Genomic DNA, 23,724 nt, shown 5'->3' with positions numbered 1-23,724 from the left:
AAAATGTCGTTCGATGGACGAGGACGAAACCGGCCGTGTTACCCAGACCGGGAGCGCGAAATCAGTCTTCCACGGTGATGACGAACAGCGCGAGGACGGGGACGATCTCCAGCCGACCGAACCACATCAGCAGCGTCATCCAGAGCTTCGAGACCGGCGAGAACTCCAGGTAGCTCCCGAACGGCCCGACCGCACCGAAACCGGGACCGATGTTCCCGATGGTCGCCAGCGCGGCGCTGAACGCCTCCAGCGTCGAGATGTCGAAGCCGATCCGCGCCGAATCGAGACTGAGGAACACGGCCGAGGCGCCCAGCAATACGAAGTACAGCATGGTAAAGACGAGGATGCCTCGGACAGCGTCCTCGTCGACGATGGACCCCCCGAGCTTGACCGGCTGGACCACATCGGGCCGGGCCGTCGTGTACAGCTCCCGCTTGACGGCCTTGATCGTCACCAGCCAGCGGACGACCTTGATCCCGCCGCCGGTCGACCCCGCCGACCCGCCGATGAACATCGCGAACAGCAGGATCATCTTGGCGTGAGCGTCCCACTGAGCGAAGTTCGAGGACGCGTACCCCGTGGAGTTCAGGAGTGAGGCGATCTGGAACGCCGCCTGGCGGAGTGCGCTCTCGGCGACGCCCTCGGTCGTCCCGCCGAGGTCACCCAGTGCCGGAGCCGCCCCGCGATAGAGGACGAACGCGAGAAAGGCGGTGATCACCGCGATGGCACCCGCGTAGGTCCGGAACTCGGGATTGTCCAGCATCGCGTCGAACTCACCCTTGAGGACGTGCCAGAACAGCGCGAAGTTGACCCCCGCGACGATCATGAACGGGATGATCACCCACTGGACAGCCGCGCTGAAGTAGGCGATACTGTCGGCCTGTGGCGAGAACCCGCCGGTCGGCAGCGTCGAGAACCCATGGGCGATGGCGTTGTACAGGTCCATCTCCGGCGCGTATCCCACCAGATGGAGCCCGTAGAGCAGAGCCATCAACAGGAGCGTAAAGCCGACGTAGATGAGCCACAGCGCCCGGGCAGTCTCGGCGATCCGGGGCGTGAGCTTCTGCAGTTCGGGACCGGGCGCTTCGTTCTGCATGAGTTGCGCGCCGTTGACCGCGACCTCGGGGAGGATCGCGATCATCAACACGATGATTCCCATCCCGCCGAGCCACTGGATGAGCTGTCGCCACAGCATGACGGCGTGGGAGTGGCGTTCGAGCCCGATCTGGCCCAGCACGGTGGCCCCGGTCGTCGTCACCCCGCTGGTCGCCTCGAACAGCGCGTTGACCGGATTCGCGAGCGTCGACGCGGTTCCCTGGCCGGCGAGGAAGAAGGGGACCGCCGCGACGACGGCCGCCGCCAGCCACGACAGCGAGACGAGCAGGAGTGCTTCCCGCGGCCCCAGGTCCGGATCGGTCTCCAGGCGTTCCAGCGCCAGTCCCGCGGTGACGCCGATCACCAGCGAGACCGCGAACACCCACACGTCCTCGCCGTAGACGACCGCGACGAGCAGGGGCAACAGCATCGTCAGCGAGAAGTACTTGACCACGGTCCCGAGAAGGCTGCAACTCGCACGCCACTCGAAGGGCGTCCCCGGGACGCGTGACGTGACGCGAGACACGTCTGCCGTCACTCGGCAGTTCGACATGAATCCATCGGCTCGGCGCGGCCGTCCGGTAGCCGGCCTCGGTCAGGACCGCCAGTACGCCGGCGTCAGGATCACGAGTACGGGGATGATCTCGATGCGACCGACCCACATCAGGGCGATCATCGCCAGTTTCGTCGTGTCCGGGAAGTGGAGATAACTCCCGTAGGGGCCGGCCGCCCCGAACGCCGGCCCGATGTTGAGGAACGTCGAGGCCGCCGCGGCCATCGCCTCGAACTCGCCGACGCCACCTGCCACGCGGGTCGCGTCGATGACGACCAGGACCGTCAGCAGGGCGAAGATGACCAGACTCAGCAGGACGTAGCCGTAGATGTCCTTGATCGTCTCCTCGTCGACGGCCTGCCCGCTGAGTCTGACGGGCCTGATCGCTTCGGGATGGATCTCCGTGAACAGGTCCCGCCGGAGGGACTTGACGACGACCAGCCACCGGAGCGTCTTGATCGAGCAGGTCGTGCTCCCGGCCATCCCGCCGGTGAACATCGCCAGGAACAGGACGTGTTTCGCGCCCGCCGACCACAGGTCGAAATCGACCGTGGCGTACCCCGTCGTCGTGACGATGGAGACGACCTGAAACAGGGCGTGTCGAACCAGCGGCTCGACCCGCTGGAACTGCCCGTCGACGGCCAGAAACGCGGCGGTCAGCCCGGCCGCGCCGAGGACGATGCCCAGGTAGAATCGGAACTCGTCGCTCCCTCTGAGCCGACTCGGATCGCCCTCGAGCAGGAAGTACATGAGAACGAAGTTCGTCGCGCCGGCGAACATGAACAGGATCGTCACCCACTGGACCGCCGGCGAGAAGTAGCCGAGACTCGCAGGTTCCGGGGAGAATCCCGCCGTCGAGACCGCGGTGAAGGCGTGGGCCACCGCCTGATACAGCGTCACGTTCGGGGCCAGCCCCGCCACGCGTAGAGCGAGCCACGACAGGACCATCAGCGCCGTCAGACCGACGTAGAGCATCCCCAGGAGTCGCGCGGTCTCCTCGATCCGTGGGGTGAGCTTGGTGAGATCCTGGGTCTGGGTCTCGGTCTCCATGAGTTGTGCGCCACCGACCGAGATCTGTGAGAGGACAGCCACGGCCAGCACGAGGATCCCCAGCCCACCCATCCACTGGAGCAGGGCCCGCCAGAGGTGGATCGACTTCCCGTGTGCGTCGAAGGAATCGATGACCGTCGCGCCGGTGGTCGTGACGCCGCTCATCGACTCGAACATCGCGTTGATCGGATCGGCCAGTACGCCCTGTCCGGCGAGGACGAACGGGATCGCGCCGACGAACGCGATGGCGAGCCACGTCAGCGCGACCATCAGGTACGACTCCCTGAGTCCGAGGTCCCGCCGGTCGAAGCGTTCGAGCGCGAGGCCGGCGACCAGTGTCAGACCGAGCGGGACGAGAAATGGCATCGTCGCCTCCCCGTACCACGCGGCGACGGCGGCAGTTCCGGCCAGCGGCACCGTCAGCGCTTTCAATACTGTGCCGACGAGAGTCGCGCTCGTCCGCCAGTCGACCGCAACGGGGCTCACAGTTTCTCGGTGACTTCCGAGAGCACGTCGGTGTCGGTGAACACGACGACGTGGTCGCCGCGTTCGATCGCCGTGTCACCGCGTGGCTTGATGAGCGAATTGCCACGCGTGATCGCCCCGACGACGACGCCATCGGGGAGATCGGCCATCGACTCCCGGATCGGGCGGTCCAGGAGCGCGCTGTCGCCGTCGACCTCCAGTTCGATGACCTCGGCGCAATCACCCTCGATGATGGCGACGTTCTCGGCGCGCCGGGCGCGGGTGAAGCGGGTGATCTCCTCGGCAGTCGCCTCGCGGGGACTGACCGCCACGTCGACGCCGACGGCCTCGAACAGTTCCGTGAAGTCGCCGGTGTTGACGATCGCGACCGTCCGACCCGTCCCCATCCGTTTCGCGATGAGCGTCGAGAGGAGGTTCTTCTGGTCGTTGTCCAGCGCCGAGACCAGCACGTCCGCGTCGCCGACGCTCTCGCGTTCGAGCAGTTCCTGATCGGTCGCGTCGCCGTTGAGGACCGTCGTGTTCGGGAGGTTCTCTGCCAGCCAGCGGGCGCGGTCCTCGTCGCGCTCGAACAGGCGTGGCTTGTACCCGCCCTCTTCGAGCAGTCGCGCGACCTGGAAGCCGATCTCGCCGCCGCCGACGATCACCACGTCGCTCGCCTCGTCTTCCTGCGGTGCGACTGCGGTGCTGAACGCCCGCATACTCTCGGGACTCCCGATTGCGATCACGTCGTCTTCGGCCTCGATGACCGTCTCACCCGTCGGGACGAGGACGTCCTCACCGCGGATGATGGCGGCGAAGGTCAGCGAGTCGAACCGGTCGGCCTCCGCGACCGTCTGGCCGGCCACCGGGCTGTCGGCCGGGACCTCGAACTCGGTCATCTGGACCAGCCCGTCGGCGAACATGTCCACGTCCTGCGCGGTCGGGAGCCCGATCACGCCGACGATGGATTTCGCCGCCAGCAGGTCGGTACAGACCATGAAGTCCACGTCGAAGGCCCCGCGGCGCTGTTCCCAGGCCCGGAGGTACTGTGGCCGTTTCACGCGGGCGATGGTGAAGGGATCGCCCACGATGGCCGAGACGCCACAGACGACGATGTTCGTCTCGTCGCTGTCGGTGCTGGCGATGAGCATGTCCGCGTCGGCGATGCCGGCCTCTTCGAGCGTCTCCAGGTCGGTCCCGTCGCCCTCTATCGGGAGGACGTCGTGGGAGTAGGTGAGTTCGTCCACGCGTGCGGAATCGGTGTCGATGACCACCACGTCGTGTTCGGCCGCGAGACTGGCCGCGATGCTCGATCCGACCTGCCCCGCGCCGACGATTATCACACGCACGGCCGATCACCAGCACCAATCATTGCACGGCCCTACCGACGGGCTACCCAAGTGAATTTCCCTTCCGTGGGCCCGTCCCCGGCCGAAGGTACGAGAACTTAAGACCGGTCCACCCCCAACCACGCCCATGGAACGACGAGTCGGCTCTGGGATCGGAGGATCGGACCGACCAGTAGAAAGCGGAGACTCCGAAGACGATGGGTGACCTCTTCGAGCGCGTCCTCCTCCCGGTCGCGAGCCCGGACGACGCGACGGCCAGCGCACGCGCGCTCCAGCCCCGTGTCGGCGACAGCGTCGTCGCCGTCCACGTGGTCGAGAAGGCCGGCGGCGCGGTCGACAAGACGTCGGTCGAACAGCGCGAGGAGGAGGCCGCACACATCTTCGAGGCGATCCACGCGGAACTCGACGATCACACGACCGTCGAGACCGAGATCACCTACGGCACCGACGTGGCCGAGACGATCTTCGAGGTGGCCGACGACGTGGCCGCCACGAGCATCGTCTTCACGCCCCGGGGCGGGAGCCGTTGGGTCCGGTTGCTGACCGGCGACGTGGCGCTGGACCTGATCACCGGCACCGACCGCCCGGTCGTGGTCCTCCCCGACCAACAGGGCGATGCCACAGCCGAAGACCCGACAGGCGGAGGCGAGACGAGCTGAGATGTCGGATCAGGAACTCGCGAAGGACCTCGGGCCACTTGCCGCCCTGACCATCGGGGTCGGGACGATGATCGGTGCCGGCATCTTCGTCCTGCCGGGCGACGCGATCCAGACGTCCGGCTCGCTGGCCGTCGTCGCCTTCCTCGTCGGCGGGGGGATCGCCCTGCTCACAGCCTTATCGGCCAGCGAACTCGGGACGGCCATGCCCAAGTCCGGCGGCGCGTACTACTACGTCAACCACGCGCTGGGCCCCCTCTTCGGCTCCATCGCCGGCTGGGCCAACTGGCTGGGGCTGGCCTTCGCGTCCGCGTTCTACATGGTCGGGTTCGGCGAGTACATCGCAGCCATCGCCGGCCTCGAGACGACCGTGACCCTCGGCCCCGTGGCGCTCGACCCTGTGACCCTGCTCGCCGTCGTCGGCGGCGTGTTCTTCGTCACGGTCAACTACGTCGGCGCGAAAGAGACCGGCCGGCTCCAGAACGTCATCGTCGTGATCTTGATCGCCATCCTCACCGTCTTCACCATCGCGGGCGCGCTCCGGGCCGACCCGGCGAAACTTCCGGAAGCGAAGGGCTACGGACCCATGATGGTGACGACCGGGATCATCTTCGTCTCCTATCTCGGCTTCGTCCAGATCACGAGCGTCGCCGAGGAGATCAAAGACCCCGGGCGGAACCTCCCGCGGGCGGTGATCGGGAGCGTCGTCCTCGTGACGGCGATCTACGCCCTCGTGTTGATCGCGATGAGCGCCGCAGTACCGCAGGGCTTCATCGCCGAAGAGCAGGCCCTCGGGAACATCGTCGTCGTCTCGGCGGCCAGAGAATTGCTCGGCCCGCTCGGTGCCGTCGCCATGCTCTTTGGCGGCCTGCTCGCGACGGCCTCCTCCGCGAACGCGAGCATCCTCGCGTCATCGCGCATCAACTTCGCGATGGGCCGTGATCGACTCATCACGCCCGCGCTGAACGACATCCACGACCGTTTTGCGACGCCGTACCGCTCCATCGCGGTCACGGGCGCGCTGATCGTCGTCTTCATCGTCGGGTCGAGCGTCGTCGGCGACGACGCCATCGTCTCGCTGTCGAGTACGGCCAGTTTCCTCCACCTCGTGATCTACGGCCTGCTCAATATCGCCCTGCTCGTGATGCGGACCGCCGATCCGGCCGACTACGAGCCCGACTACACGGTCCCACTGTACCCGTTCACGCCGATCCTCGGCGCGATCACCTCCTTCGCGCTGATCTACTTCATCGAACCGACCATCCGCACGCTCGGCTTCGGCCTCGTCGCCGCTGCCATCGTGTGGTACTTCGTCTACGCCCGCTCGCGGGCCGACAAACAGGGCATCCTCGGCCAGTACATCCAGGAGCGCGCCGAGGCGATGCCCGACTCCGCAGTCACGGCCGCCGAGAGCGTCCAGCCCGACGGGGGCCGGTACACGGTGATGGTCCCGCTGGCCAACCCCGAACACGAGACCGAACTCATCACGCTCGCCAGCGCCATCGCCAAACAGCGCGGCGGGAGCGTCCTCGCGACCCACATCGTCACCGTCCCCGACCAGACCTCGCTGGCCTACGGGGCCGAACACGTCGACGAACTCGACAGTCAGTCGGCCGACCTGCTCGCGGCCGCCGAGGCCGACGCCGAGACCTTCGGCGTACCCGTCGAGACACAGACTATCATCTCACACCGCTCGTTCGAAGAGATCTTCACCGCCGCCGAGTCACACGACGCCGATCTCGTGGTGATGGGCTGGGGGCCCGACGCCCACGGCTCGCCGGGCCGGGCCGAGTCCGCCATCGACGAACTGGCCCACGACCTGCCCTGTGACTTCCTCGTCCTCAAAGACCGGGGGCTGGACCCATCGGGACTCCTCGTCCCCACCGCCGGCGGCCCCGACTCCGAGTTGAGTGCCGCCGTCGCGAAGATGCTCCAGGCCGAGTTCGACGCCGACGTGACCCTGCTCCACGTCGCCGACGACGAGAGTGAGGGTCGTGCGTTCCTCGACGAGTGGGCGAACGAACACGGTCTCGGCGACGCCGCCTTGCGGATCGAGACCGGCGACGCGGAGGCAGCCATCGAGACCGCCGCTGCGGACGCCTCGCTCGTCATCATCGGCGCGACCGAAGAAGGCCTGCTCGAACGACTCGTCAGGGGCTCGCTCGTCCTCGACATCGTCGACGACGTGGAGTGCTCGGTACTGTTGGCCGAGAAGTCCCGCGACCGTTCGCTGCTGGAACGCCTGTTCGGCTAGCGGATCCAGGTCACCAGGATCGTCCGCATCAGCCCGAGGGCGTACTTGACTTTGGGCTTCTTGCTCTCGCCGTGTTCCCGCTCGGCGATGGTGACCGGAATCTCCTGGATCCGGAGCCCGTTCTTGCGCGCCTCGATCAGGAGTTCGGGCGCACTGAACTGCTCCTCGGTCAGCGTCAACTCCGCCAGCCGTGACCCCCGGATCGCACGGAACCCGTTCGTACAGTCGCTGATTCCCATGTCCGTCAGCAGGTTGATGAGCCACGTGAACGACCGGATACCGGCCTGCCGGACGGGACCGTTGCCCGACCGGTCGGTCCCGATGTACCGCGACCCGACAACGTAGTCGGCCTCGTCGTCGACGATGGGGCCGATCAGGTTGTCGAGCTGGTCGATGGGGTGTTGCCCGTCGGCGTCGATGGTCACCACCACGTCCGCGCCGTTCTCCGTGGCGATCTCGAAGCCCGTCTTCAGCGCGCCGCCCTGCCCCTGATTGATCGGGTGTTCGACGACCACGGCGTCGGTCTCGGCGGCCCGGCGCGCCGTCGCGTCCGAGGACCCGTCCGAGACCACCAGCGGCACGACCTCGTACCTCCGGACCGTCTCGGGCAAGGACGCGACGACCGGCTGGACGCTGTCGGCCTCGTTGTACGCCGGGATGACGATGTAGACCGTCCGCTCGTCGTCCTCGCCGAGGTCGGCCTGATCAACTGTGAGACTCCGGGTGAGTTCAGCGATCGTGAGTTGCTGTTCGCGGAGCCGGCCGATGACGTACAGCACGAGTGCCGTCAGCAGCACGGTGGCCACCAGCGCGATGACGAGCGGCCGGCGCTCGATCTGGAGGACGTTCCCGAGTGCGTTGAACAGATCCGGGACGAGCGCGATCACCAGCGTCCCGACCGCGATGGCCGTCGCCACGCCGAACTCCGTCTTCGAGAAACTCGTCCGGTAGCGTCTAAATCCCCAGTAGAAGATCAGGAGGGCAACGACCACCAGCACCGCCGTCAGCGTCGGGCTGTCGAGGCCGGTGGCCTGGAAGGGCGGCCGGGTCGCCAACATGCGTGTTGGACTCCGCTTTCGCGAGAATCGTTAAATGCGTTGTGTCTCGGCCCCCACACAGGTTCACGGGGCCGTGTCCGGCACCACCGCTCGGCCTACCCGGCGTCGGCGTACCCCAGATCCTGCAGTTGGCGTTCCACCTCGTCGGACACCTCCGTCCGGTCGACCGCCACCTCCTCGTCGCCCTCGGTCATCGACACGTCGGCGTCTCGGGCGACCAGTTTCCGTTGGAAGTCCTGCCAGGCGACGGTCGCTTTCTCGTGCCAGGGCGCGACCGTCACGGCCTCCTCGGTCGTCGTCTCGGTCAGATCCGTCCCCTGCCAGGCGTCGGGTGCGTCGATCCCCGCACCCGCCGCCAGCGTCGGCCCCACGTCGAGCAGGCTCAGGCGGTCACCCCGCGTCTCGATCCCGTCGAGGACGACCGGCACCCGGATCACCGTCTCGGGCACCCGGCGGCGGTACCCCTGATGATAGTAGTACCCCTCCTCACCAAACTCGTCGCCGTGGTCGGCCGCGAACGCGAAAATGGGGTCCGCACTGTCGATTTCGGTGAGGACGCGCTCGATCCGGTCGTCGACCCGGCCCAGCGCGTCGCGGTAGGCCGAGGTGATGACCTCGCGTTCCGCGTCGGTCACCTCCGAAGACCCGAACCAGTGGCGACCGCCCGAGGCTTCGGCCTTCCGGTCGATCTTCGGGGGAATCGCGTCGTCACCGGTGCCGTACGGCCGGTGACTCTCCATCTGGTGAACCCACAGGAAACGGGGCCCGTCGGCGTCGTCGAAGCGTTCGATGGCCTCGTCGATCACGGCCTCGTCCTCTGGCAGATCGTCCATGTTAGCCTCCATCGGGTAGACCCGGCGGTACACCTGCCGGACGATGTCGAACGACCCGAGATACTCCCGGAGACTGCTCCGCCGGTTCGACGCGGCGTTGCCCGACCCGGACATGTAGTTGTCGTAGTGGTCGAAGCCGTTGTCGAACCCGAAGGCCGGATCGGCCTGTGCCGTCGGCACCAGCCCGATGGTGGTGTAGCCCGCCTCGCTGAACGCCTCGGCGATGGTGGGGCCGACGACGCGGGACTGAACCGACGCCCGCAACCGCGAGGACTGCAACGCCGCCAGACTCGGCCGCGTGTAGTGGCCCGCGGTCACGCCAGTCAGCACCTCGTGGTCCGCGACGAAAGGCATGGCGTCCACGAAATCCCGGCGAACCGAGTCGGCGGTCAGCAGTACGACGTCACGCATTCGTTGCCGGAGAACGCGGGACGCGAATATTATGTCTTCCGCCTCGCGGCCCCGACGTGGCCGTCGCTGTCCGAACGGAGCCGGAAAGAATGTCGACCGCGTGTCGCCAGCCCGGCGTTAGCCGAACATCTGGCGCATCATCGGGTGCATCTCCATGAGCTGCTCCTCGGCGATCTCCTCGTACAGCTTGTACGTGATGGAGACCGTCAGCAGCAGCCCGGTTCCGCCGACACCCCCGATGGTGCCGAGCATGTTGGCCATCACGGCCAGCAGACCGACCAGGGCCCCACCGATGACGGTAACCTGAGGGATGTACCGCTCCAGGACCTTCTCGATGACGCCGGGGTTCTGTCGGAAGCCGGGAATCTGCATCCCGGAGCCGTGGATCTGCTGGGCCGTCGCTTCGGGACCCATGTCGGTCGTCTCGACCCAGAACACCGCGAAGATCGCGCCACCGACGACCATGAACGTCAGGTCGACGGAGACCCGAAGCGCGATCTGCCAGAGTTCGGCCGAGGCCGCACTCCCGGCGAGCTGGGGAATCCAGTCCGCGGGCGACTGGATCGGTGAGATGTAGTAGAAGAACCCGCTGGTCGCTTGGCCGTCGGAGTAGACACCGAGCCAGGCTGGCATCCCCGACCCAAGCTGTGCGTTCAGGATCCGCCCCAGGAACTGGAGGTTCGCCTGCAGCGCACGCACGAGAATCATCGGCAGGACGCTCGCGTAGATCAACTTCACCGGGAAGCGACCACGCGCGCCTTTGACCCGCGCGTTCGACAGCGGGATCTCGACCCGCACCGACTCCGCGTAGACGACCACCACGAAGATGAAGATGGTCGTCACCAGTCGGATCAGGCCGAACTGCGGACTCATCAGCACCTGCTGGAGGCCCGCGCCGAACAGTGACCCGATCGGTTGCTCGCCGATCGCGATCAGGATCCAGGACGGGAAGAAGCCGACCTGTTCCGAGCCGATTCCAGGGAGCGCGAAGAAACCGCCGATGAGACGCTGGCTGACCCCGGCGACGATAAAGAGTCCGACACCGGAGCCGACGCCCCACTTCGAGATGACCTCGTCCATGTAGAGGATGAGGATCCCGCCGGCGAAGATCTGGGCGAACAGCAGCATTTTGACGCCCATCAGGCCGATGCCGAGGCCCTGTGCGACCGCCGGACTCGGCGGCAGGAACCCACCGGCAAAGACCATCGGTAGCCCCGTCAGGATGCACATCACGACCACCAGCAGCTTCTGGAGGCCCTGGTACAGCACCTGGTCACGGGGGTTGTTCTGGGTGTCGAGCCCCAGCAGATCGGCACCGCCGAGCAACTGCAGGACGATGGACGCGGTGACGATGGGGCCGATCCCCAACTGGAGGATCGTCCCCTGCCCGCCGGCGAGGATCGAGCGGAAGCGCCCGAAGATGTCGCCGCCTGCTGTGCCCAGTCCGTACAGGTAGACGTTCGTCAGGAAGAAGTACAACACCAGCACGCCGGCTGTCCAGGCCAGCTTCCGCTTGAACGGAACGTGGCCCTCCGGTCGCGAGACCGAGGGCATGCGGGTGAGTACCGGTTCGGCGGTTTCTTTCCAGCCCATACTACGCGGACCCTTCTTCCTCGCTTGTATCAGTATCGGATTCGTCTTCGCGCTCGGCCTGTCGTTGCTCGCCGCGTTCGGTGAGTTCGGCGCTGCCACCGGCCGATTCGAGCAGTTCCCGGGCCGAATCCGAGAAGTCGTCCGCGACGAGGGTCAGCTCGTTGCGAACCTGGCCGCCACCGAGGACCTTCACCGCGTCGACCTCGTGGCCGTCCTCGACGACGTCTCGGACGTCGATCCGGTAGCCGTCACCCTCTTGCTCGGCGACGCCGTCGGCCGCCAGCAAAGCGGCGTCCTCGTCGAGTTCGCGGACGTCGATCTCCGCGATATCTTCCTGAAGCTTCTGGGGGCGCGTGAACCCTTCTTTGCCGAGCGGTTCGTAGTTGTGGAACTCGTGTTTGTCGCGACCGGCGCGGCCACGGCCACCGCGGTGGCCCGCGCCACGGCGGTTCTTGTGACTGCCGCCACCGTGTGTGCGTGAGCCGCGCTGTCGTTTCTTTTTGCTCGTCATGGTTATCGCATCGCTGTGAGGAGATCGTCGATCTCCTCGGTACTGTGTTTGCCGAGTTGTCCGCCCGTCGCGGCCGGCCCCTTCAGCCCGTCGTGACCGCCCCGCGGCGGGTGCAGACGGAGCACTGGTGCCAGCCCCTGCTCGCGCAGGGTCGTCTCCTCGGCGACCAGTGCGAAGGCCAGGCCCTCGACTGAGTCGTAGTCGGTGTTGTCGTCGACCCACTCGTCGTCGATGTCGGCGTCGCCCTCCAGGGGCTCGCCGCGAGTCTGCAGGAGCGTCTCGACGGTCTGCTGGCTGGGTTCGCCGTAGGCGACGTAATCGTTGACCTTGTGGATCATCCCACGGTAGGCGTCGGTCTCGGGAACCAGCGTGCAGTGGTTCACGTCGTGGACGTTCAGCATCTCCAGCGTATCGCTCACGTCCTCGGCCATGTTCACGTCACCGCGGAGCTGGACGAGTGCCTGCATCACTCGATCACCTCTCGTTTCTCCATGGTCCGCTGGGGGACCCGGGCCTCGGCCGTGTTCTGCAGGGCGTTGAACGTCGCCTTCGCGAAGTTGACCGTGGTCCGCGTGTTCCCCGACGAGCGGGTCCAGATGTCTTCGATGCCGGCGAGTTCGAGGACGTGCCGAACGGTCTCTCCGCCCGCCAGTCCCAGTCCGCGCGGCGCGGGCTGGAGTTCGACCTCGACGCTGCCCGCTTTTCCGGTCGTCCGGAGCGCGACGGTGTGGGGTCGCCCACAGCCACACTCCCAGGACCCACAGCCACGGGACACGTCGATCAGGTTCAGCTTCCCGATGTCGATGGCCTTCTGGATCGCACCGCCGACCTGGTCGTCACGCCCCTCGGCGTAGCCGACGAGGCCGTCGCGGTTGCCCACGACGACGACACACCGGAACTTCACCCGGCGGCCGGAGTCGGTCATCCGCTGGACCATGTTGATGTCCAGCACTTCGTCTTCGAGGTCGGGGACCAGCTGGTCGACGACCTCCGGTTCCTTCAGCGGCAGGCCGGAGTTGAGGGCCTCCTTCATCGAGTCGATCTCGCCCTCCTGTACCTTCCGACCGAGCCGCGTGCGCGGTTCCCATCCGTTGCTCATAGTTCAGCCTCCATCAGTGTCTCTCGCACGTCGCTGAAGTGCGACGGCAGCTCCGTGGCGTCGAACTCGCCCGAATACAGCGGTTCGTCGAGCTGTTCGGCGTACTCGGCGATGTGTTCGCCGCTGGTGCGCTCCCAGTCGGCGAGCACGCTGTCGTTGTGGGGGATCTCGAGCCCGGCGTCGATTGCACCTTCCTGTACTGCGAACACCTTACTGCCCGGCGTGGCGGTGTTGAGGCCGATGTCGAGCACGGCCTCCTCGAATCCGTTCGCCAGCGCGCGCCTGCCAGCCAAAAGCCCCGTGAGATAGGCGGCGGGCAGGTTCCCGGTGGGAGCCTCCCAGCCGAACTCCGCGAGGTCGCTGGAGTGTGCGCTCGCGACCGTCTCGTCGCCCTGCGGGGCAGTGACGATCAGCTGCGCCGTAGTGTGCTGGTTGCTCTTGCGAGCGACCAGCCGGGGTTTCCCGGATTTCAGCAGGCGCAACCTCTGGTGGTAATCCGTTCGTGCCTCGCGGCGACGCCGCATCGGCACTTTGTATCGTGGTCCTGTTGCCATTGTCATTCGCCTCCGTACTGATTGTCGATGAATCGTTCCATGTCGGCGACACTGTCGAACTCGCCACCGCCGGCCTTGTCGTAGAGGTCGCGGTACTCCGAACTCGACAGGTCACCGTCGTCTCGCATCTCGCGGAGCCGATTCCGCTGTGCGCGGATGCGGCTCTCCCAGTCCTCCTTGGGATCCTGGCGGCCGCCGGATTTGCCCTTCCGGGAGCCGGCGTTCTTCTGGTGCCCGTAGGCGCGCTTCGTCGCGCGTTCGCGGGCCCGGCCGCGCGAGTTCCCCTTGGCGTCCTCGGACTGGATCACGCCCTGCTCGATCAGTTCTCGAACGTCCTCGCGGGTGATCGCGTCGGCAATCTCGCCCTGCTCGTCGGGGTCGAACCAGACTTTGTTCTTTCCGACGTCCAGGATGTCCGACGCGAGCCGCTTCTGTGCGCTCAGATCCGTCATTTGTCGACCTCCACTTCGACGTAGGTGGGATTGAGGACGCGCACGCCGCGGTCCTCGGCTTCCTCTTCGATGCGTTCGCGCTTGCGCGCGCCGACCTTGGAGGCGATCCGGACCGCCTCGCGGTCGCCGTCGACGCCTTCGAGGTCGTCCACGTTGTGGACACGAACCTCCTCGAAGCCGCTCGGGTGCTTGCCCCGAACCGCTTTCGGGGTGCGGAACCCGGCCTTGACGGTGTCGCCTTTGCCCTTGATGCCGCGGCGCTGCTTCGAGAGCTGGCCGCGCGGGCGACGCCACGAGGTTGGCACCCGCTTTTTCTTGTGGTAGTCCTGCCGGTTGAACTGCGGTTTGCCTTCGCGGTCCCGCTGGTTCAGCAGCCGTTCCTCGTTCTCGCTGAGGTCCGGCGTCTTCTCGGTCAGGCCACGGGCCTGCAGTTCCGTCTCGGTCTCCTCGGTCTCCTCGGGTTCGGGCGACTCGTCTTCGACGTCCGCCTCGGTCTCCTCGCTGACTTCGAGCCCGCCAACGTCGGCCTTGATGCGGGCCGCCAGCGCGTTCCCGATGCCGTCGACCTCGGCGAGTTCGTCCTGACTCGCGCCGGCGACGTCCTCGACCGTCCGGTAGCCCGCGCCTTCCAGCGCGGCCGCCTTCGAGTCGCCGACGCCGCTGATGTCGGTCAGGTCGTCGTAGGTCTCCGCGGCCTCGTCTTCGTCGGCCTCGTCGGCCGTCTCCTCGACCTCGGCCTCGCTGTCGTCGACTTCCACGTCGCCGACTTCGGCCTTGATCCGGGCCGCCAGTGCGTTGCCGATCCCCTCGACGTCCGAGAGGTCGTCCTGCGCCGCCTCGGCGAGATCGTCGGTCGTCTCGTAGCCAGCCCCGCGTAGGGTCGCGGCGGTCTGGGGGTCGACACCCGCGATGTCGGTCAGTTCGTCGTCGCCGGCCTGCTCGCGCTCGGCGGCGTCGCCGGCGAGGTCCTGCTCGTCGACCTGCTCGGCGTCGTCTTCGGCGGCGACCTCTTCGTCGAGTTCGTCGTTGTGGGCGTCTTCACCACGTCCTTCTCTGCTCTTGTCTTCGTCTTCTGTCATCAGGCCTCACCTCGGTTCGGCTTCGCGGTGATGTAGACGCCGTCCTGGAACACCCGGATGTCCTTGTCCTTGACACGGGTGAGCTGTTCGATGTCGGCGGCGGTCTGGCCCACGGCCTCGATGTCCGAGCCCGACAGGGTCAGTTCCTCGCCGTCGACGCTGACCTCGGTGTCCCCGTGGATCGTCGTCCGCCGGGGCGCTTTCTCGCCGAGGAAGTTCTCGATGACGACTTCACCGTCCTCGACGCGCACCTTCATCGGGAAGTGAGAGTAGAAGACTTCCATCTCGTACTCCCAGCCGTTCGTCACGCCGTGGAACATGTTCTTGACGTGACTCTCGAAGGTACCGACCGTCGAGTTCGTCTTGGCGTCGTCCTCGTCGCTCTGGATCACGACGGTCCCCTCGTCGACGGAGACGTCCACGTCGGGATACCAGAGCCGGCGCGTCACACTGCCGTTGGGACCCTCAACCGTGATGTCGAGATGGTCCATCTCGGCGCTTACTTCGTCCGGAATTTCGAGTTCTGTGCGTGGCATTGTTAGTAGACGTACGCGATCACCTGGCCACCGATGCCCTGCTCGCGGGCCTCGTAGTGGCTCATGATCCCGTGACTGGTGGTCACGACGAGTGTCCCGTAGTCCCGAGCGGGGAGGAACCGCTTCTCCCACTTCTCGAACTCGTCGGCGCCCGCGCTGTAGCGGGGCTTGACTGGGCCGCACTCGTTGATCGCACCCTTCAGTTCGACCTCGAACTCGCCGGCTTTGCCGTCGTCGACGAAGCTGAACCCGTCGATGTACCCGCGGTCGTAGAAGACCTCGAGCACGCTGCCGATCTCGTTCGAGGCGGGCGATACCGTCTGCTCCAGATGTCCGACGCTCTCGGCGTTGTTCAGCCCCGAGAGGGCGCTGGACAGCGGATCGTTGCCTGTCATGAGTATTTCTTGAAGCCCATGCCGCGTGCGATCTCGCGGAAGCACTGGCGACAGAGGTAGATGTCGTACTTGCCGACCAGTCCCTGCTCGCGACCACACCGCTGGCAAGAGCGGAGTTGCTCCGTTCGTTTCGCCGTCTGTTCGCCGGTGGGGTCACGGACCTCCTCGGTCTCCTCGCCCTCGGCGTCGGCTTCCGTTTCACTTTCGCTCATTCGTTGACCTCCACGTCGTAGGCCGCCTCGACGTACGCGACTGCGTCGTCGGGATTGAGTCGATGGTTCGACGGGATCGACCGCGAGGCCTTGTCACGCTTGGCGACCCGGTACCCGGGGCGCACCATGTTGACCGTGACGTCCAGCCCGTAGATCCCGATGTTCGGGTCGTACTCCTGGCTCGGGAAGTCCGTGTGTTCCTCGACGCCGAAGCTGAAGTTGCCCGTGTCGTCGAACTGGGACTTCGAGACGTCGACCAGGGGGATCGCCGTCTGGAGGAACTCGTCGGCCTCCTCGCCGCGAAGGGTGACCTTCGCGCCGATGGGGTCGCCCTGGCGGATGTTGAACTCGCCGACGGTCTCCGTGGCCGTGGTCCGGACCGGCTGCTGGTCCGTAATCTCGGCGAGGATGTCCTCGGCGTTGGCGAGTTCGCGACCGCCCTGCCCGACGCCCATGTGGACGACGACCTTTTCGATGCGCGGTTCGCGCATCTCGTGGAAGTCGCCGCCGGACTCGCTTTCGGAGCTCATTCGTCATCACCCTCCTGCTCGCGGCTGTCGCCGCTCGCGGGTTCCGGGGATGAATCCCCTCCCGTGAAGTTCTCGTCGATCACGACGACGTACTCCTCGACGGTCTCGAACCCGTCATCGTCGTCCTGTTCGACGATGACGTTGTTCTCGGAACTGCCCGGCGTGATCTGGATCTCCTCGATTCGACCGATGTCACCGGCGTGTGCACCGGCGACCGCCGTGACGAGTTCGCCTTCCTGGTAGGGGAAGTGGGCGACGATCTCGTCGTCGTCGTTCGCGACGACGATGGAGTCGTTGCCACCGTACTCGCTGTCCTCGTCGACGGTCAGCGTCTGGCCGTCGTGGAGGGTCAGCTGTACGTCCCCACCGGGAACGTGCTGCTTGTTGACGATCTTGCCCAGCTTCGAGCCCGCCGACTCCTCGTCGATGGGCGTCAGGGCGAGCCGTCCGCCCTCGCCGGGGAAGACCCGATAGTACTCCTCGCGCTCGGTGAACGCCAGGATGTCGAACATCCCGACGGGCCGTTCCTCGTCGGAGACCGCCTTGCCGTTGATCAGGACGTTGTCCTGGTTGAGGGCGTAGCGGGCTTCCTTCCGGGAATCGGCGTACTCGAGCACGTCCCGCAGGACGATCAGCAGGGGGACCCCTGCCTCGCCGTGCGGACCGGCGTCGGCCTTCACGGTGAACGTCTCGGTCTTGCGCTCGACCGGCCAACTCTTGGGAACGGAGAGTCGTTTCTGATGTTTCGTCATGCGCTATCCGCCTCCGATTCGAGTCGCGCCTGCCGCCGGTCGTCGTCGAGGTTCAGCGCCGTCACGCGGAGATTCGACGCGTCCAGCGGACGGGGGACTTCCTCCCCGTCTGCCTTCTCCAGCGTCACGTCCTCGACGTGAACGACCTGATCGGTCAGGTCCACGGCGACGACTTCGGCTTCCTCGCCGGCGTAGTCGCCACGCAGGACCTCGACCGTGTCGCCCTCGTTGACGCGGACGTTACGCTGGCCGTACTCCTCGCGGAGGTCGTCGGCCAGCGTCGACCGCACCTGCGAGTGGCGCTCGTGCAGCGGCGCGCGCTCGGTCTGGGTTCGCTGTTTGTGTGGTTGTTGTGTCATACTATCATCGTCGCTGTGCTCGCGATGGAGCCGAACCGTTCGGCGACCTCGCGAGCGATGGGACCCTTGATCTCGGTCCCGCGGGGTTCCTCGTTCTCGTCGATGATGACCGCCGCGTTGTCCTCGAACTTCACGCGCGTGCCGTCCGGCCGCCGGATCGGCTTGCGCTGGCGGACGATCACCGCTTCGAGCACCTGGCGACGCATCTCCGGCGTCCCCTTGGTGACCGAGACGGTGATCTTGTCACCGAGGCCCGCCTTCGGGTGGCGGTTGATCGTCCCGGAGTAGCCCGAGATGCTCACCACCTTCAGCTGGCGTGCGCCCGTGTTGTCGGCACACGTGATCAGCGAGCCCTTCTCGAGGCCCTGGGTGACGTCGGCACCGAGTGCCTCCATCAGACGTCACCTCCAGCGGCGGCGGTCGCCACGCGTTCCACGACGACGTGGCTTTTCGTCTTCGAGAGCGGTCGTGTCTCTGCGATACGGACCGTGTCGCCCACCTCCAGGTCCACGCACGGGGGTGCGTGAGCCGGGACGCGCGACCGACGCTTCATGAATCGGTCGTACTTGGGCACCTTCACGTCGTACTCGCGTTCGACGATCACGGTCTTGTCCATGTCCGTGGAGGCGACCTCCCCTTCGAGCGTCTGCCCACGCACACTGAGTGTGCCGTGGAACGGGCAGTTCTCGTCGGAGCAGGCCTCCTCCGGCCGTTCTACGTTAAGTCCTAGCGCCATTTCGAATCACCTGTTCGTTCCGTGCGCCGCGCAGGCCGCGCGACCAGCTGTTCGCCCTCGACGGTGACCGTTTCACCGCCAGGAAGATCGAACTCGAACGTCGCGTCGGCCTTGGGCACCTGCCACACCCGCTGCTCACCATTGCTCCCCTCCACGGAGAGCGTCCGCGTCGTCTCCATCACGACCTCGCCGGCGATGCCGACCAGGTGGGGGTTGGACGCGGCGACCACCCGAACCGGGCGGCCGATGAGTTCGTGTCGCGTGAGTGTCGCGGGTGTCAGTGGCATCAGTCTATTCCTCGTCCAGATCGCCTTCTGCCTCGCGGCTGACGCCGCTCGGGCTGTACGGTGATCTCATTCGAGATCACCCTCCTCACGACGGATCGTCTTGAGTCGGGCAATCGCTCTCCGGATCTCTTTGATCTCGCCCGGGTTCTCCGGGCGACCACCCGCGGCCTGGACGGCCTGGGTGTTCAGCAGCTCCGTCTCCAGATCCTCGAGTTCGGCCTCCCGTTCGGCAGGCGTCATGTCGCGGATCTCGTCCGGGTGGAGAATCGTCATTGTTCATCCTCCTCGGCATCTTCGTCTTCCATCTCGTCCATCAGCTCTTCCGCTTCGGCCTCGGTCTCGTCGTCGACCTCGGACTCGATAGCGTCGTCGAGTTCGTCGATATCGACGTCTTCGGGTTCCTCGTCGGGAACCTCGACCTCGTCGTCGGCTTCGTCGACGACTTCCTCGTCGATGGTCTCCTCGACGACTTCCTCGTCTGCCGGTTCGGCCTCGTCACCCTCCGGCGGCGCGCCCGTCGCGGGCTCCTCGTCGCCGGCTTCGGGTTCGCCTTCCGGCTCGCCTTCCAGCAGTTCCTCGACGCTCTCGCCCTCGACGTCTTCGACGTACTCCTCGACGTCCGCGTCCTCGTAGATGCGGAAGTCGTCGGGGAGCTGGGCGTTGGGCGGGATGATCTTCACGTCCACGCCGATAGTACCGAGCTTCATGACCGCCGTCCCCTGTCCGTGGTCGACGATCTCCTCCGCGGGCTCGCCGTTGTGCTTGATGTAGCCACGGTTGAATTTCTCCACGCGTGAGCGTGCGCCCGTGACTTTGCCCGAGAGGACGATCTCGGCCCCGAGTGCGCCGGCTTCCATGATCCGGTCGATGGTTGTGTGACCGGCCTTCCGGAAGTACCAGCCGCGTTCGAGGGCGTTGGCCAGGCGGTCGGCGACGATCCGGGCGTTCAGGTCCGGCTCCTCGACCTCCTGCACGTCGATCTGGGGGTCTTCGAGGTCGAACCGATCTTCGAGTTCGGTCGTGACCTTCCGGATGTTCTTCCCGCCTTTGCCGATGACCATGCCGGGCTTTTCGGCCTTGAGGACGATCTGGGTCCCCATCGGCGTCTTGGCGACGTCCATGCCGCCGTAGCCCGCACGGCCCAGTTCGTCGGCAAAGAACTCGTCGATCTGGGTCCGCTGGAGGCCGTCCTCGATGAACTGGTGTTCGTCAGCCATCAGGCATCACCCTCCTCGAGGATTAGTTCGACGTCGACTTCCGGGGAGTTCCACTCCGTGGCCCGCCCCATCGCACGGGGCTTGCGGCCGCGGGTCTCGCCGACCTTGTGGGCGGCGACGTGGATGATCTCCATGTTCTCACCGTCGAATCCCTGGTGGTCGGCGTTGCCGACCGCGTTCTCGATCAGGTCGAGGAAGGCCTCGCTGGCCTTCTCCGGGAACCGACCGGCGTCCCAGCCGTCGATGTCGTTGCGGTGACCGACGCCCGAGTTGTGGGACCTGAAGGGCACCGACTGCTCTTCGTTCACGACCGCTTCGAGGTACTCCGTCGCCTCGCCAGCGGTCATCCCCTTGATCTCTCGGGCGATGGCCTTGCTGTGCTTGTGGCTCATCTGCCGTTCCCGAAGCATCGCTTTCGCCGTCGTGTCCGGGTCCGGGTCGATTGAGTAGCTGATTCCCATGTGTTACTTGAGTGGCACGAACTTGGAAGACCGGGTCGCCCCGATCCCGGCCTGTCCGTGCTCGACGGATTTCCGGGTGAGCTGGAACTCGCCGAGGTAGTGGCCCAGCATCTCGGGCTCGACCTCGACGCGTTCGAAGCTCTGGCCGTTGTGGACGGCGAAGGTCAGCCCGATCATCTCCGGCAGGATCGGCATGTCGCGCAGATGCGTCCGGATGGGGTCGTTGGCTGTCTCCTCCTCGCCGGCCTCGCGGGCCTCCTCGAGCAGCTGTTCTTTCTCGTAGGACAGGCCGCGCTCGATACTTCGCCGCTGGCGTGCGGGGAGCAGTTCCGCGACCTCGTCGATGTCCATGTCCTGCAACTCGTCGAGCGTGTGACCACGGTAGGAGAACTCTCCCTCGTGGCCGATCTGGTACTCGGAACTCATTGGTTCTCACCACCGGTGAGAACGATGAGGTTGTCGCGCGCCGTGCGTGCGACAGAACTCATTCGTTACCACCCTTGCCGCCACGTCCGGTCTTCCGGGAACTGATGTCCCCGACCTTCCGGCCCGGCGGTGCGTTCCGCGAGATGGACTTGGGCTTGCCGGGGTGCTGGCGACCGCCACCACCGAACGGGTGGTCGACGGCGTTCATCGCCACACCGCGGACGTTCGGCCACTTCGTCCCTCGCGCCTTCATCTTGTGGTACTTGTTACCGGCTTTGACGTGGGGCTTCTCGGTCCGACCGCCACCGGCGACGACCCCGATGGTCGCCCGGCAGTCCGGATCGAGCCGCTTGATCTCCCCCGAGGGGAGCTTCACGACCGCGACCGAGCGGTCGTGGGTCATCAGGTTGGCGGAGACGCCCGACGCGCGGGCGAACTTCCCACCGTCGCCGGGGTTGGCCTCGACGTTACAGACCGGGACCCCTTCCGGGATCTCGGCCAGGGGCATGGTGTTGCCCGGTTCGATGGCCGCGGAGATACCGACCTGAATCTGATCGCCCAGGCCGATCCCCTCCGGCGCGAGCACGAGCCGCTGGTCGCCGTCCTCGAACTCGACGGCCGCGACGGGTGCGCTGCGGGCCGGGTCGTGTTCGATGTCGACGACCGTACCCGAGACGGTGTCTTTGTCTTCGAGCTTCCGGTGCGACAGGTCCGCCTTGTAGCGGTGCGACGGGGCCTGGAACGTCGGACCACCGCGACCGCGTCGTTGTCCCTGAATTCGTCGTCCCATGATCAGAACACCCCGATCCGGGAGGCGATCTCTTCGGCGTCGTCCTCCTCGGAGAGCGTCACCGTCGCCTTCTTTTCGCCTTTCATCGTGACCATCGTGTTCACGTCGACGATCGACACGTCGAACTGCTGTTCGATGGCCGCGGCGATCTCGTCTTTCCCCGCACCGGTGTCGACGATGAACTGGAGCTTGTTCTCGAAGTCCATCTTGTTCATCGCCTTCTCCGTGACGTGGGGGTACTGGAGGACCGAACTCATCGCTCGGCCACCTCCTCCAGCGCGCTCTCGGTCCAGACGGTGAGCCGACCGGGCTGGCCGCCTGGCGCGAGGTCTTCCGCGTTGACCTCCCGACCGGTCGCCACGTCCGCGCCCGCGAGGTTGCGAGCGGCACGCGAGGGCTCCTCGCTGGTGACGAAGAGGATCGAGGACGGCCGACGGTACTTCCGGCCACGGGTCTTCCCCTGACCGGCCTTGATCTTCGTCTCGTCGGCGCGCTCGATGTCGGCTTCGAGACCGAGTGCCTCCAGCACGTCGACGACCGCCTGAGTCTTCTGGAGGTCCTCGAAGTCGTCGGCAACGACCAGCGGCAGGTCGACGCCGTCGTCGAACTCGTGGCCGCGCTCGCGCACGGTCTCCTCGTCGGTCGTGGCCGCGAGAGCCGACCGGACGGCGAGCTTGCGCTCTTTGTCGTTGATGTCTTGCGTGCGATCCTTCTCGGACTTCGGCGGGTGCGCCCGGCGGCCACCGACGGCCTGGGGCACGCGACGTGCCTTGCCACCCTCGCGGGGGACGTGGGCCATACCGCGGCCGGAGCCGAAAGACTCGGCCGGCGTTCGCAGGCCGGCGTACTCGTCGCTGCCGTAGTCCTGTTTTCGGTTTGCCTGAGCGGCCAGCACCGCCGACCGGATCAGGTCCGGTCGAAGCTGCGTCTCGAAGACCTCGGGGAGGTCGACCTCCCCGTCTTCGTCGCCGTCCAGGGTGTGTACTGTCGCGTTCATCCTTGGTTACTCTCCTGAGACACGTAGCGCACCTCGGGGTCGAGGCGCGGCTGGTCGTTCGGTCGGACCGCCGGGCGGAAGCGCAGGAGGCGCTTGTCCGGTCCCGGCAGCGAGCCCTTCACCAGCGCGTACGGCCCGTCGACCTCGCCGTAGTTGACGAAGCCGCCGTCGACGGAGGGTTCGTCGCCCTCGCCCACGTCGATGAGCCGCTTGTTCAGTTCGGTCCGCTGGTGGTAGCCCATCTGCCCCTGCTGAGGGACGGTCGAGCGCACACGCGAGGGGTTCCACGGGCCGAGGTTACCGATCCGGCGTCGCCAGCCCTGGCGCTTGTGCTTGCCCTTCCGCTTCTGAACGCCCCAGCGCTTGACGGGACCCTGCGTCCCCTTGCCTTTCGTGACGCCGGAGACGTCCATGTACTCACCGGCGCGGAACACGTCGTTCATGGCGTGTTCGCCGCCGTCGTCGACGAGGTCGAGCGCGAACTCGAGGCGGTCGTCGAGCGAGCCACCGCCGACGCGAGTCTCCATCACGTCGGGCTTTTTCTTGGGGACGCTGGGAACGGCGTCGGGGACCGAGTGCGTGATGACACGCACGTCCGCGAGATTACCGTTGTCCAGCGCGGTCTGTACTTCTTCGCGCGCGCCCTCGGCGTCGTGCTCGTCGGGCAGGTCCAGCGTCCGGTCGAGTTCCGGGTGGAACTCGTCGGTCCAGACCTCCGTGAGCGGTCGCTTGCCGTAGGGCGTGTCTTCGTAGGCTCGCACGGCGACGGCGCGCATCGGCGGCGTCTCGACGACGGTAACGGGCACCGTCTCCTCCATCCCCTCGCGCGGGGAATCGGGCTCGTCGTTGATCAGCACGACGTGTGTCATGCCGGCCTTGTATCCGGCGAAGCCCTGGAGGCCCGGCTGTCCCTCGTCGTCGGGCCAGGTGTTGAAGCGCGGCACTTCGCTGCCCGACCGCTTGCGCGGGCCAAAGCCCAGCGAGCCTTTGCGTGGTCTGCTTGATTGTGGCATT

The 23,724-nt window shown here is 66.4% G+C and carries 31 protein-coding genes; 2 read left to right on the top strand and 29 right to left on the bottom strand.

Annotation, left to right across the window (positions count from 1 at the left end; all coding sequences use genetic code 11):
• Nucleotides 1-61: 61 nt before the first annotated feature.
• The 3 genes from MU521_RS07185 to trkA all read right to left on the bottom strand — a co-directional run bounded on the left by MU521_RS07185 (nt 62) and on the right by trkA (nt 4,512).
• Complete coding sequence (locus MU521_RS07185) at nt 62-1,621, bottom strand: TrkH family potassium uptake protein (protein WP_245681145.1); 1,560 nt, start codon at nt 1,619-1,621, stop codon at nt 62-64.
• A gap of 69 nt (nt 1,622-1,690) precedes the next feature.
• Nucleotides 1,691-3,184: a TrkH family potassium uptake protein gene (locus MU521_RS07180; protein WP_092689192.1), complete on the bottom strand. Its 1,494-nt coding sequence runs from the start codon at nt 3,182-3,184 to the stop codon at nt 1,691-1,693.
• On the bottom strand, nt 3,181-4,512 hold the full coding sequence (gene trkA, locus MU521_RS07175; RefSeq protein ID WP_092689188.1) for a Trk system potassium transporter TrkA: 1,332 nt from the start codon (nt 4,510-4,512) through the stop codon (nt 3,181-3,183). The genes MU521_RS07180 and trkA overlap by 4 nt, the downstream gene beginning before the upstream one ends.
• A gap of 197 nt (nt 4,513-4,709) precedes the next feature.
• On the opposite strand from trkA, the gene MU521_RS07170 reads away from it, so the two are divergent.
• Entirely contained in the window at nt 4,710-5,171 is a 462-nt protein-coding gene (locus MU521_RS07170; protein ID WP_092689185.1) for a universal stress protein, read from the top strand.
• A gap of 1 nt (nt 5,172) precedes the next feature.
• Complete coding sequence (locus MU521_RS07165) at nt 5,173-7,422, top strand: amino acid permease (RefSeq protein ID WP_092689183.1); 2,250 nt, start codon at nt 5,173-5,175, stop codon at nt 7,420-7,422.
• On the opposite strand, the gene MU521_RS07160 is transcribed toward MU521_RS07165, so the two are convergent.
• The 26 genes from MU521_RS07160 to MU521_RS07035 form a co-directional block, all read right to left on the bottom strand.
• Nucleotides 7,419-8,480 carry a glycosyltransferase family 2 protein gene (locus MU521_RS07160; protein ID WP_092689180.1) on the bottom strand — a complete coding sequence of 354 codons (1,062 nt, stop codon included), beginning with the start codon at nt 8,478-8,480 and terminating at the stop codon, nt 7,419-7,421. The genes MU521_RS07165 and MU521_RS07160 overlap by 4 nt on opposite strands.
• A 95-nt stretch (nt 8,481-8,575) precedes the next feature.
• Nucleotides 8,576-9,724, bottom strand: coding sequence for a sulfatase-like hydrolase/transferase (locus MU521_RS07155; RefSeq protein WP_092689177.1), 1,149 nt, complete (start codon nt 9,722-9,724; stop codon nt 8,576-8,578).
• 117 nt (nt 9,725-9,841) lie between these two features.
• Complete coding sequence (secY, locus tag MU521_RS07150; protein ID WP_092689174.1) at nt 9,842-11,317, bottom strand: preprotein translocase subunit SecY; 1,476 nt, start codon at nt 11,315-11,317, stop codon at nt 9,842-9,844.
• Nucleotide 11,318: 1 nt separating this feature from the next.
• A complete protein-coding gene (locus MU521_RS07145) occupies nt 11,319-11,828 on the bottom strand; it encodes an uL15m family ribosomal protein (protein ID WP_092689171.1) in 510 nt (169 codons plus the stop codon).
• 2 nt (nt 11,829-11,830) lie between these two features.
• Nucleotides 11,831-12,295 carry a 50S ribosomal protein L30 gene (gene rpmD, locus MU521_RS07140; protein ID WP_092689168.1) on the bottom strand — a complete coding sequence of 155 codons (465 nt, stop codon included), beginning with the start codon at nt 12,293-12,295 and terminating at the stop codon, nt 11,831-11,833.
• On the bottom strand, nt 12,295-12,927 hold the full coding sequence (locus MU521_RS07135; protein ID WP_077207063.1) for a 30S ribosomal protein S5: 633 nt from the start codon (nt 12,925-12,927) through the stop codon (nt 12,295-12,297). Before MU521_RS07135 ends, rpmD begins: the two co-directional genes overlap by 1 nt.
• Nucleotides 12,924-13,481, bottom strand: a complete 558-nt coding sequence (locus MU521_RS07130; protein ID WP_092689165.1) for a 50S ribosomal protein L18 — start codon at nt 13,479-13,481, stop codon at nt 12,924-12,926. Before MU521_RS07130 ends, MU521_RS07135 begins: the two co-directional genes overlap by 4 nt.
• A 2-nt stretch (nt 13,482-13,483) precedes the next feature.
• Nucleotides 13,484-13,933 carry a 50S ribosomal protein L19e gene (locus tag MU521_RS07125; RefSeq protein ID WP_092689162.1) on the bottom strand — a complete coding sequence of 150 codons (450 nt, stop codon included), beginning with the start codon at nt 13,931-13,933 and terminating at the stop codon, nt 13,484-13,486.
• A complete protein-coding gene (locus tag MU521_RS07120) occupies nt 13,930-15,012 on the bottom strand; it encodes a 50S ribosomal protein L32e (RefSeq protein ID WP_092689159.1) in 1,083 nt (360 codons plus the stop codon). The genes MU521_RS07125 and MU521_RS07120 overlap by 4 nt, the downstream gene beginning before the upstream one ends.
• A complete protein-coding gene (locus MU521_RS07115; RefSeq protein ID WP_092689157.1) occupies nt 15,012-15,548 on the bottom strand; it encodes a 50S ribosomal protein L6 in 537 nt (178 codons plus the stop codon). The genes MU521_RS07120 and MU521_RS07115 overlap by 1 nt, the downstream gene beginning before the upstream one ends.
• A 2-nt stretch (nt 15,549-15,550) precedes the next feature.
• The gene (locus MU521_RS07110; protein ID WP_092656830.1) at nt 15,551-15,943 is read right to left on the bottom strand and encodes a 30S ribosomal protein S8; all 393 of its coding nucleotides are present in this window, start codon (nt 15,941-15,943) and stop codon (nt 15,551-15,553) included.
• Entirely contained in the window at nt 15,940-16,155 is a 216-nt protein-coding gene (locus MU521_RS07105; RefSeq protein WP_092656832.1) for a 30S ribosomal protein S14, read from the bottom strand. Before MU521_RS07105 ends, MU521_RS07110 begins: the two co-directional genes overlap by 4 nt.
• Nucleotides 16,152-16,685: a 50S ribosomal protein L5 gene (locus MU521_RS07100; protein ID WP_092689154.1), complete on the bottom strand. Its 534-nt coding sequence runs from the start codon at nt 16,683-16,685 to the stop codon at nt 16,152-16,154. Before MU521_RS07100 ends, MU521_RS07105 begins: the two co-directional genes overlap by 4 nt.
• A complete protein-coding gene (locus MU521_RS07095) occupies nt 16,682-17,437 on the bottom strand; it encodes a 30S ribosomal protein S4e (protein ID WP_092689151.1) in 756 nt (251 codons plus the stop codon). Before MU521_RS07095 ends, MU521_RS07100 begins: the two co-directional genes overlap by 4 nt.
• A complete protein-coding gene (gene rplX / locus MU521_RS07090; protein WP_092689148.1) occupies nt 17,434-17,796 on the bottom strand; it encodes a 50S ribosomal protein L24 in 363 nt (120 codons plus the stop codon). Before rplX ends, MU521_RS07095 begins: the two co-directional genes overlap by 4 nt.
• Nucleotides 17,793-18,191 carry a 50S ribosomal protein L14 gene (locus tag MU521_RS07085; protein WP_092656840.1) on the bottom strand — a complete coding sequence of 133 codons (399 nt, stop codon included), beginning with the start codon at nt 18,189-18,191 and terminating at the stop codon, nt 17,793-17,795. Before MU521_RS07085 ends, rplX begins: the two co-directional genes overlap by 4 nt.
• Entirely contained in the window at nt 18,191-18,532 is a 342-nt protein-coding gene (locus MU521_RS07080) for a 30S ribosomal protein S17 (protein WP_092689145.1), read from the bottom strand. Before MU521_RS07080 ends, MU521_RS07085 begins: the two co-directional genes overlap by 1 nt.
• Nucleotides 18,523-18,819, bottom strand: a complete 297-nt coding sequence (locus MU521_RS07075) for a ribonuclease P protein component 1 (protein ID WP_092689142.1) — start codon at nt 18,817-18,819, stop codon at nt 18,523-18,525. The genes MU521_RS07080 and MU521_RS07075 overlap by 10 nt, the downstream gene beginning before the upstream one ends.
• A gap of 66 nt (nt 18,820-18,885) precedes the next feature.
• Nucleotides 18,886-19,092 carry a 50S ribosomal protein L29 gene (gene rpmC / locus MU521_RS07070; RefSeq protein WP_092689139.1) on the bottom strand — a complete coding sequence of 69 codons (207 nt, stop codon included), beginning with the start codon at nt 19,090-19,092 and terminating at the stop codon, nt 18,886-18,888.
• Nucleotides 19,089-20,036 carry a 30S ribosomal protein S3 gene (locus MU521_RS07065; protein WP_092689136.1) on the bottom strand — a complete coding sequence of 316 codons (948 nt, stop codon included), beginning with the start codon at nt 20,034-20,036 and terminating at the stop codon, nt 19,089-19,091. Before MU521_RS07065 ends, rpmC begins: the two co-directional genes overlap by 4 nt.
• Nucleotides 20,036-20,497: a 50S ribosomal protein L22 gene (locus tag MU521_RS07060; protein ID WP_092689133.1), complete on the bottom strand. Its 462-nt coding sequence runs from the start codon at nt 20,495-20,497 to the stop codon at nt 20,036-20,038. Before MU521_RS07060 ends, MU521_RS07065 begins: the two co-directional genes overlap by 1 nt.
• 3 nt (nt 20,498-20,500) lie before the next feature.
• Nucleotides 20,501-20,923, bottom strand: coding sequence for a 30S ribosomal protein S19 (locus MU521_RS07055; RefSeq protein WP_092689131.1), 423 nt, complete (start codon nt 20,921-20,923; stop codon nt 20,501-20,503).
• Nucleotides 20,924-20,981: 58 nt separating this feature from the next.
• Complete coding sequence (locus tag MU521_RS07050) at nt 20,982-21,713, bottom strand: 50S ribosomal protein L2 (RefSeq protein ID WP_092689128.1); 732 nt, start codon at nt 21,711-21,713, stop codon at nt 20,982-20,984.
• Nucleotides 21,714-21,715: 2 nt separating this feature from the next.
• The gene (locus MU521_RS07045; RefSeq protein WP_092689125.1) at nt 21,716-21,970 is read right to left on the bottom strand and encodes a 50S ribosomal protein L23; all 255 of its coding nucleotides are present in this window, start codon (nt 21,968-21,970) and stop codon (nt 21,716-21,718) included.
• Nucleotides 21,967-22,710, bottom strand: coding sequence for a 50S ribosomal protein L4 (gene rpl4p, locus MU521_RS07040; protein ID WP_092689122.1), 744 nt, complete (start codon nt 22,708-22,710; stop codon nt 21,967-21,969). Before rpl4p ends, MU521_RS07045 begins: the two co-directional genes overlap by 4 nt.
• Nucleotides 22,707-23,723, bottom strand: a complete 1,017-nt coding sequence (locus MU521_RS07035) for a 50S ribosomal protein L3 (protein ID WP_092689119.1) — start codon at nt 23,721-23,723, stop codon at nt 22,707-22,709. The genes rpl4p and MU521_RS07035 overlap by 4 nt, the downstream gene beginning before the upstream one ends.
• Between the last annotated feature and the right edge of the window lies 1 nt (nt 23,724).

It is taken from the genome of Halorientalis regularis, from assembly GCF_023698535.1.
GTDB classification, from domain to species: domain Archaea; phylum Halobacteriota; class Halobacteria; order Halobacteriales; family Haloarculaceae; genus Halorientalis; species Halorientalis regularis.
This window is presented reverse-complemented; position numbering and strand designations above follow the sequence as displayed.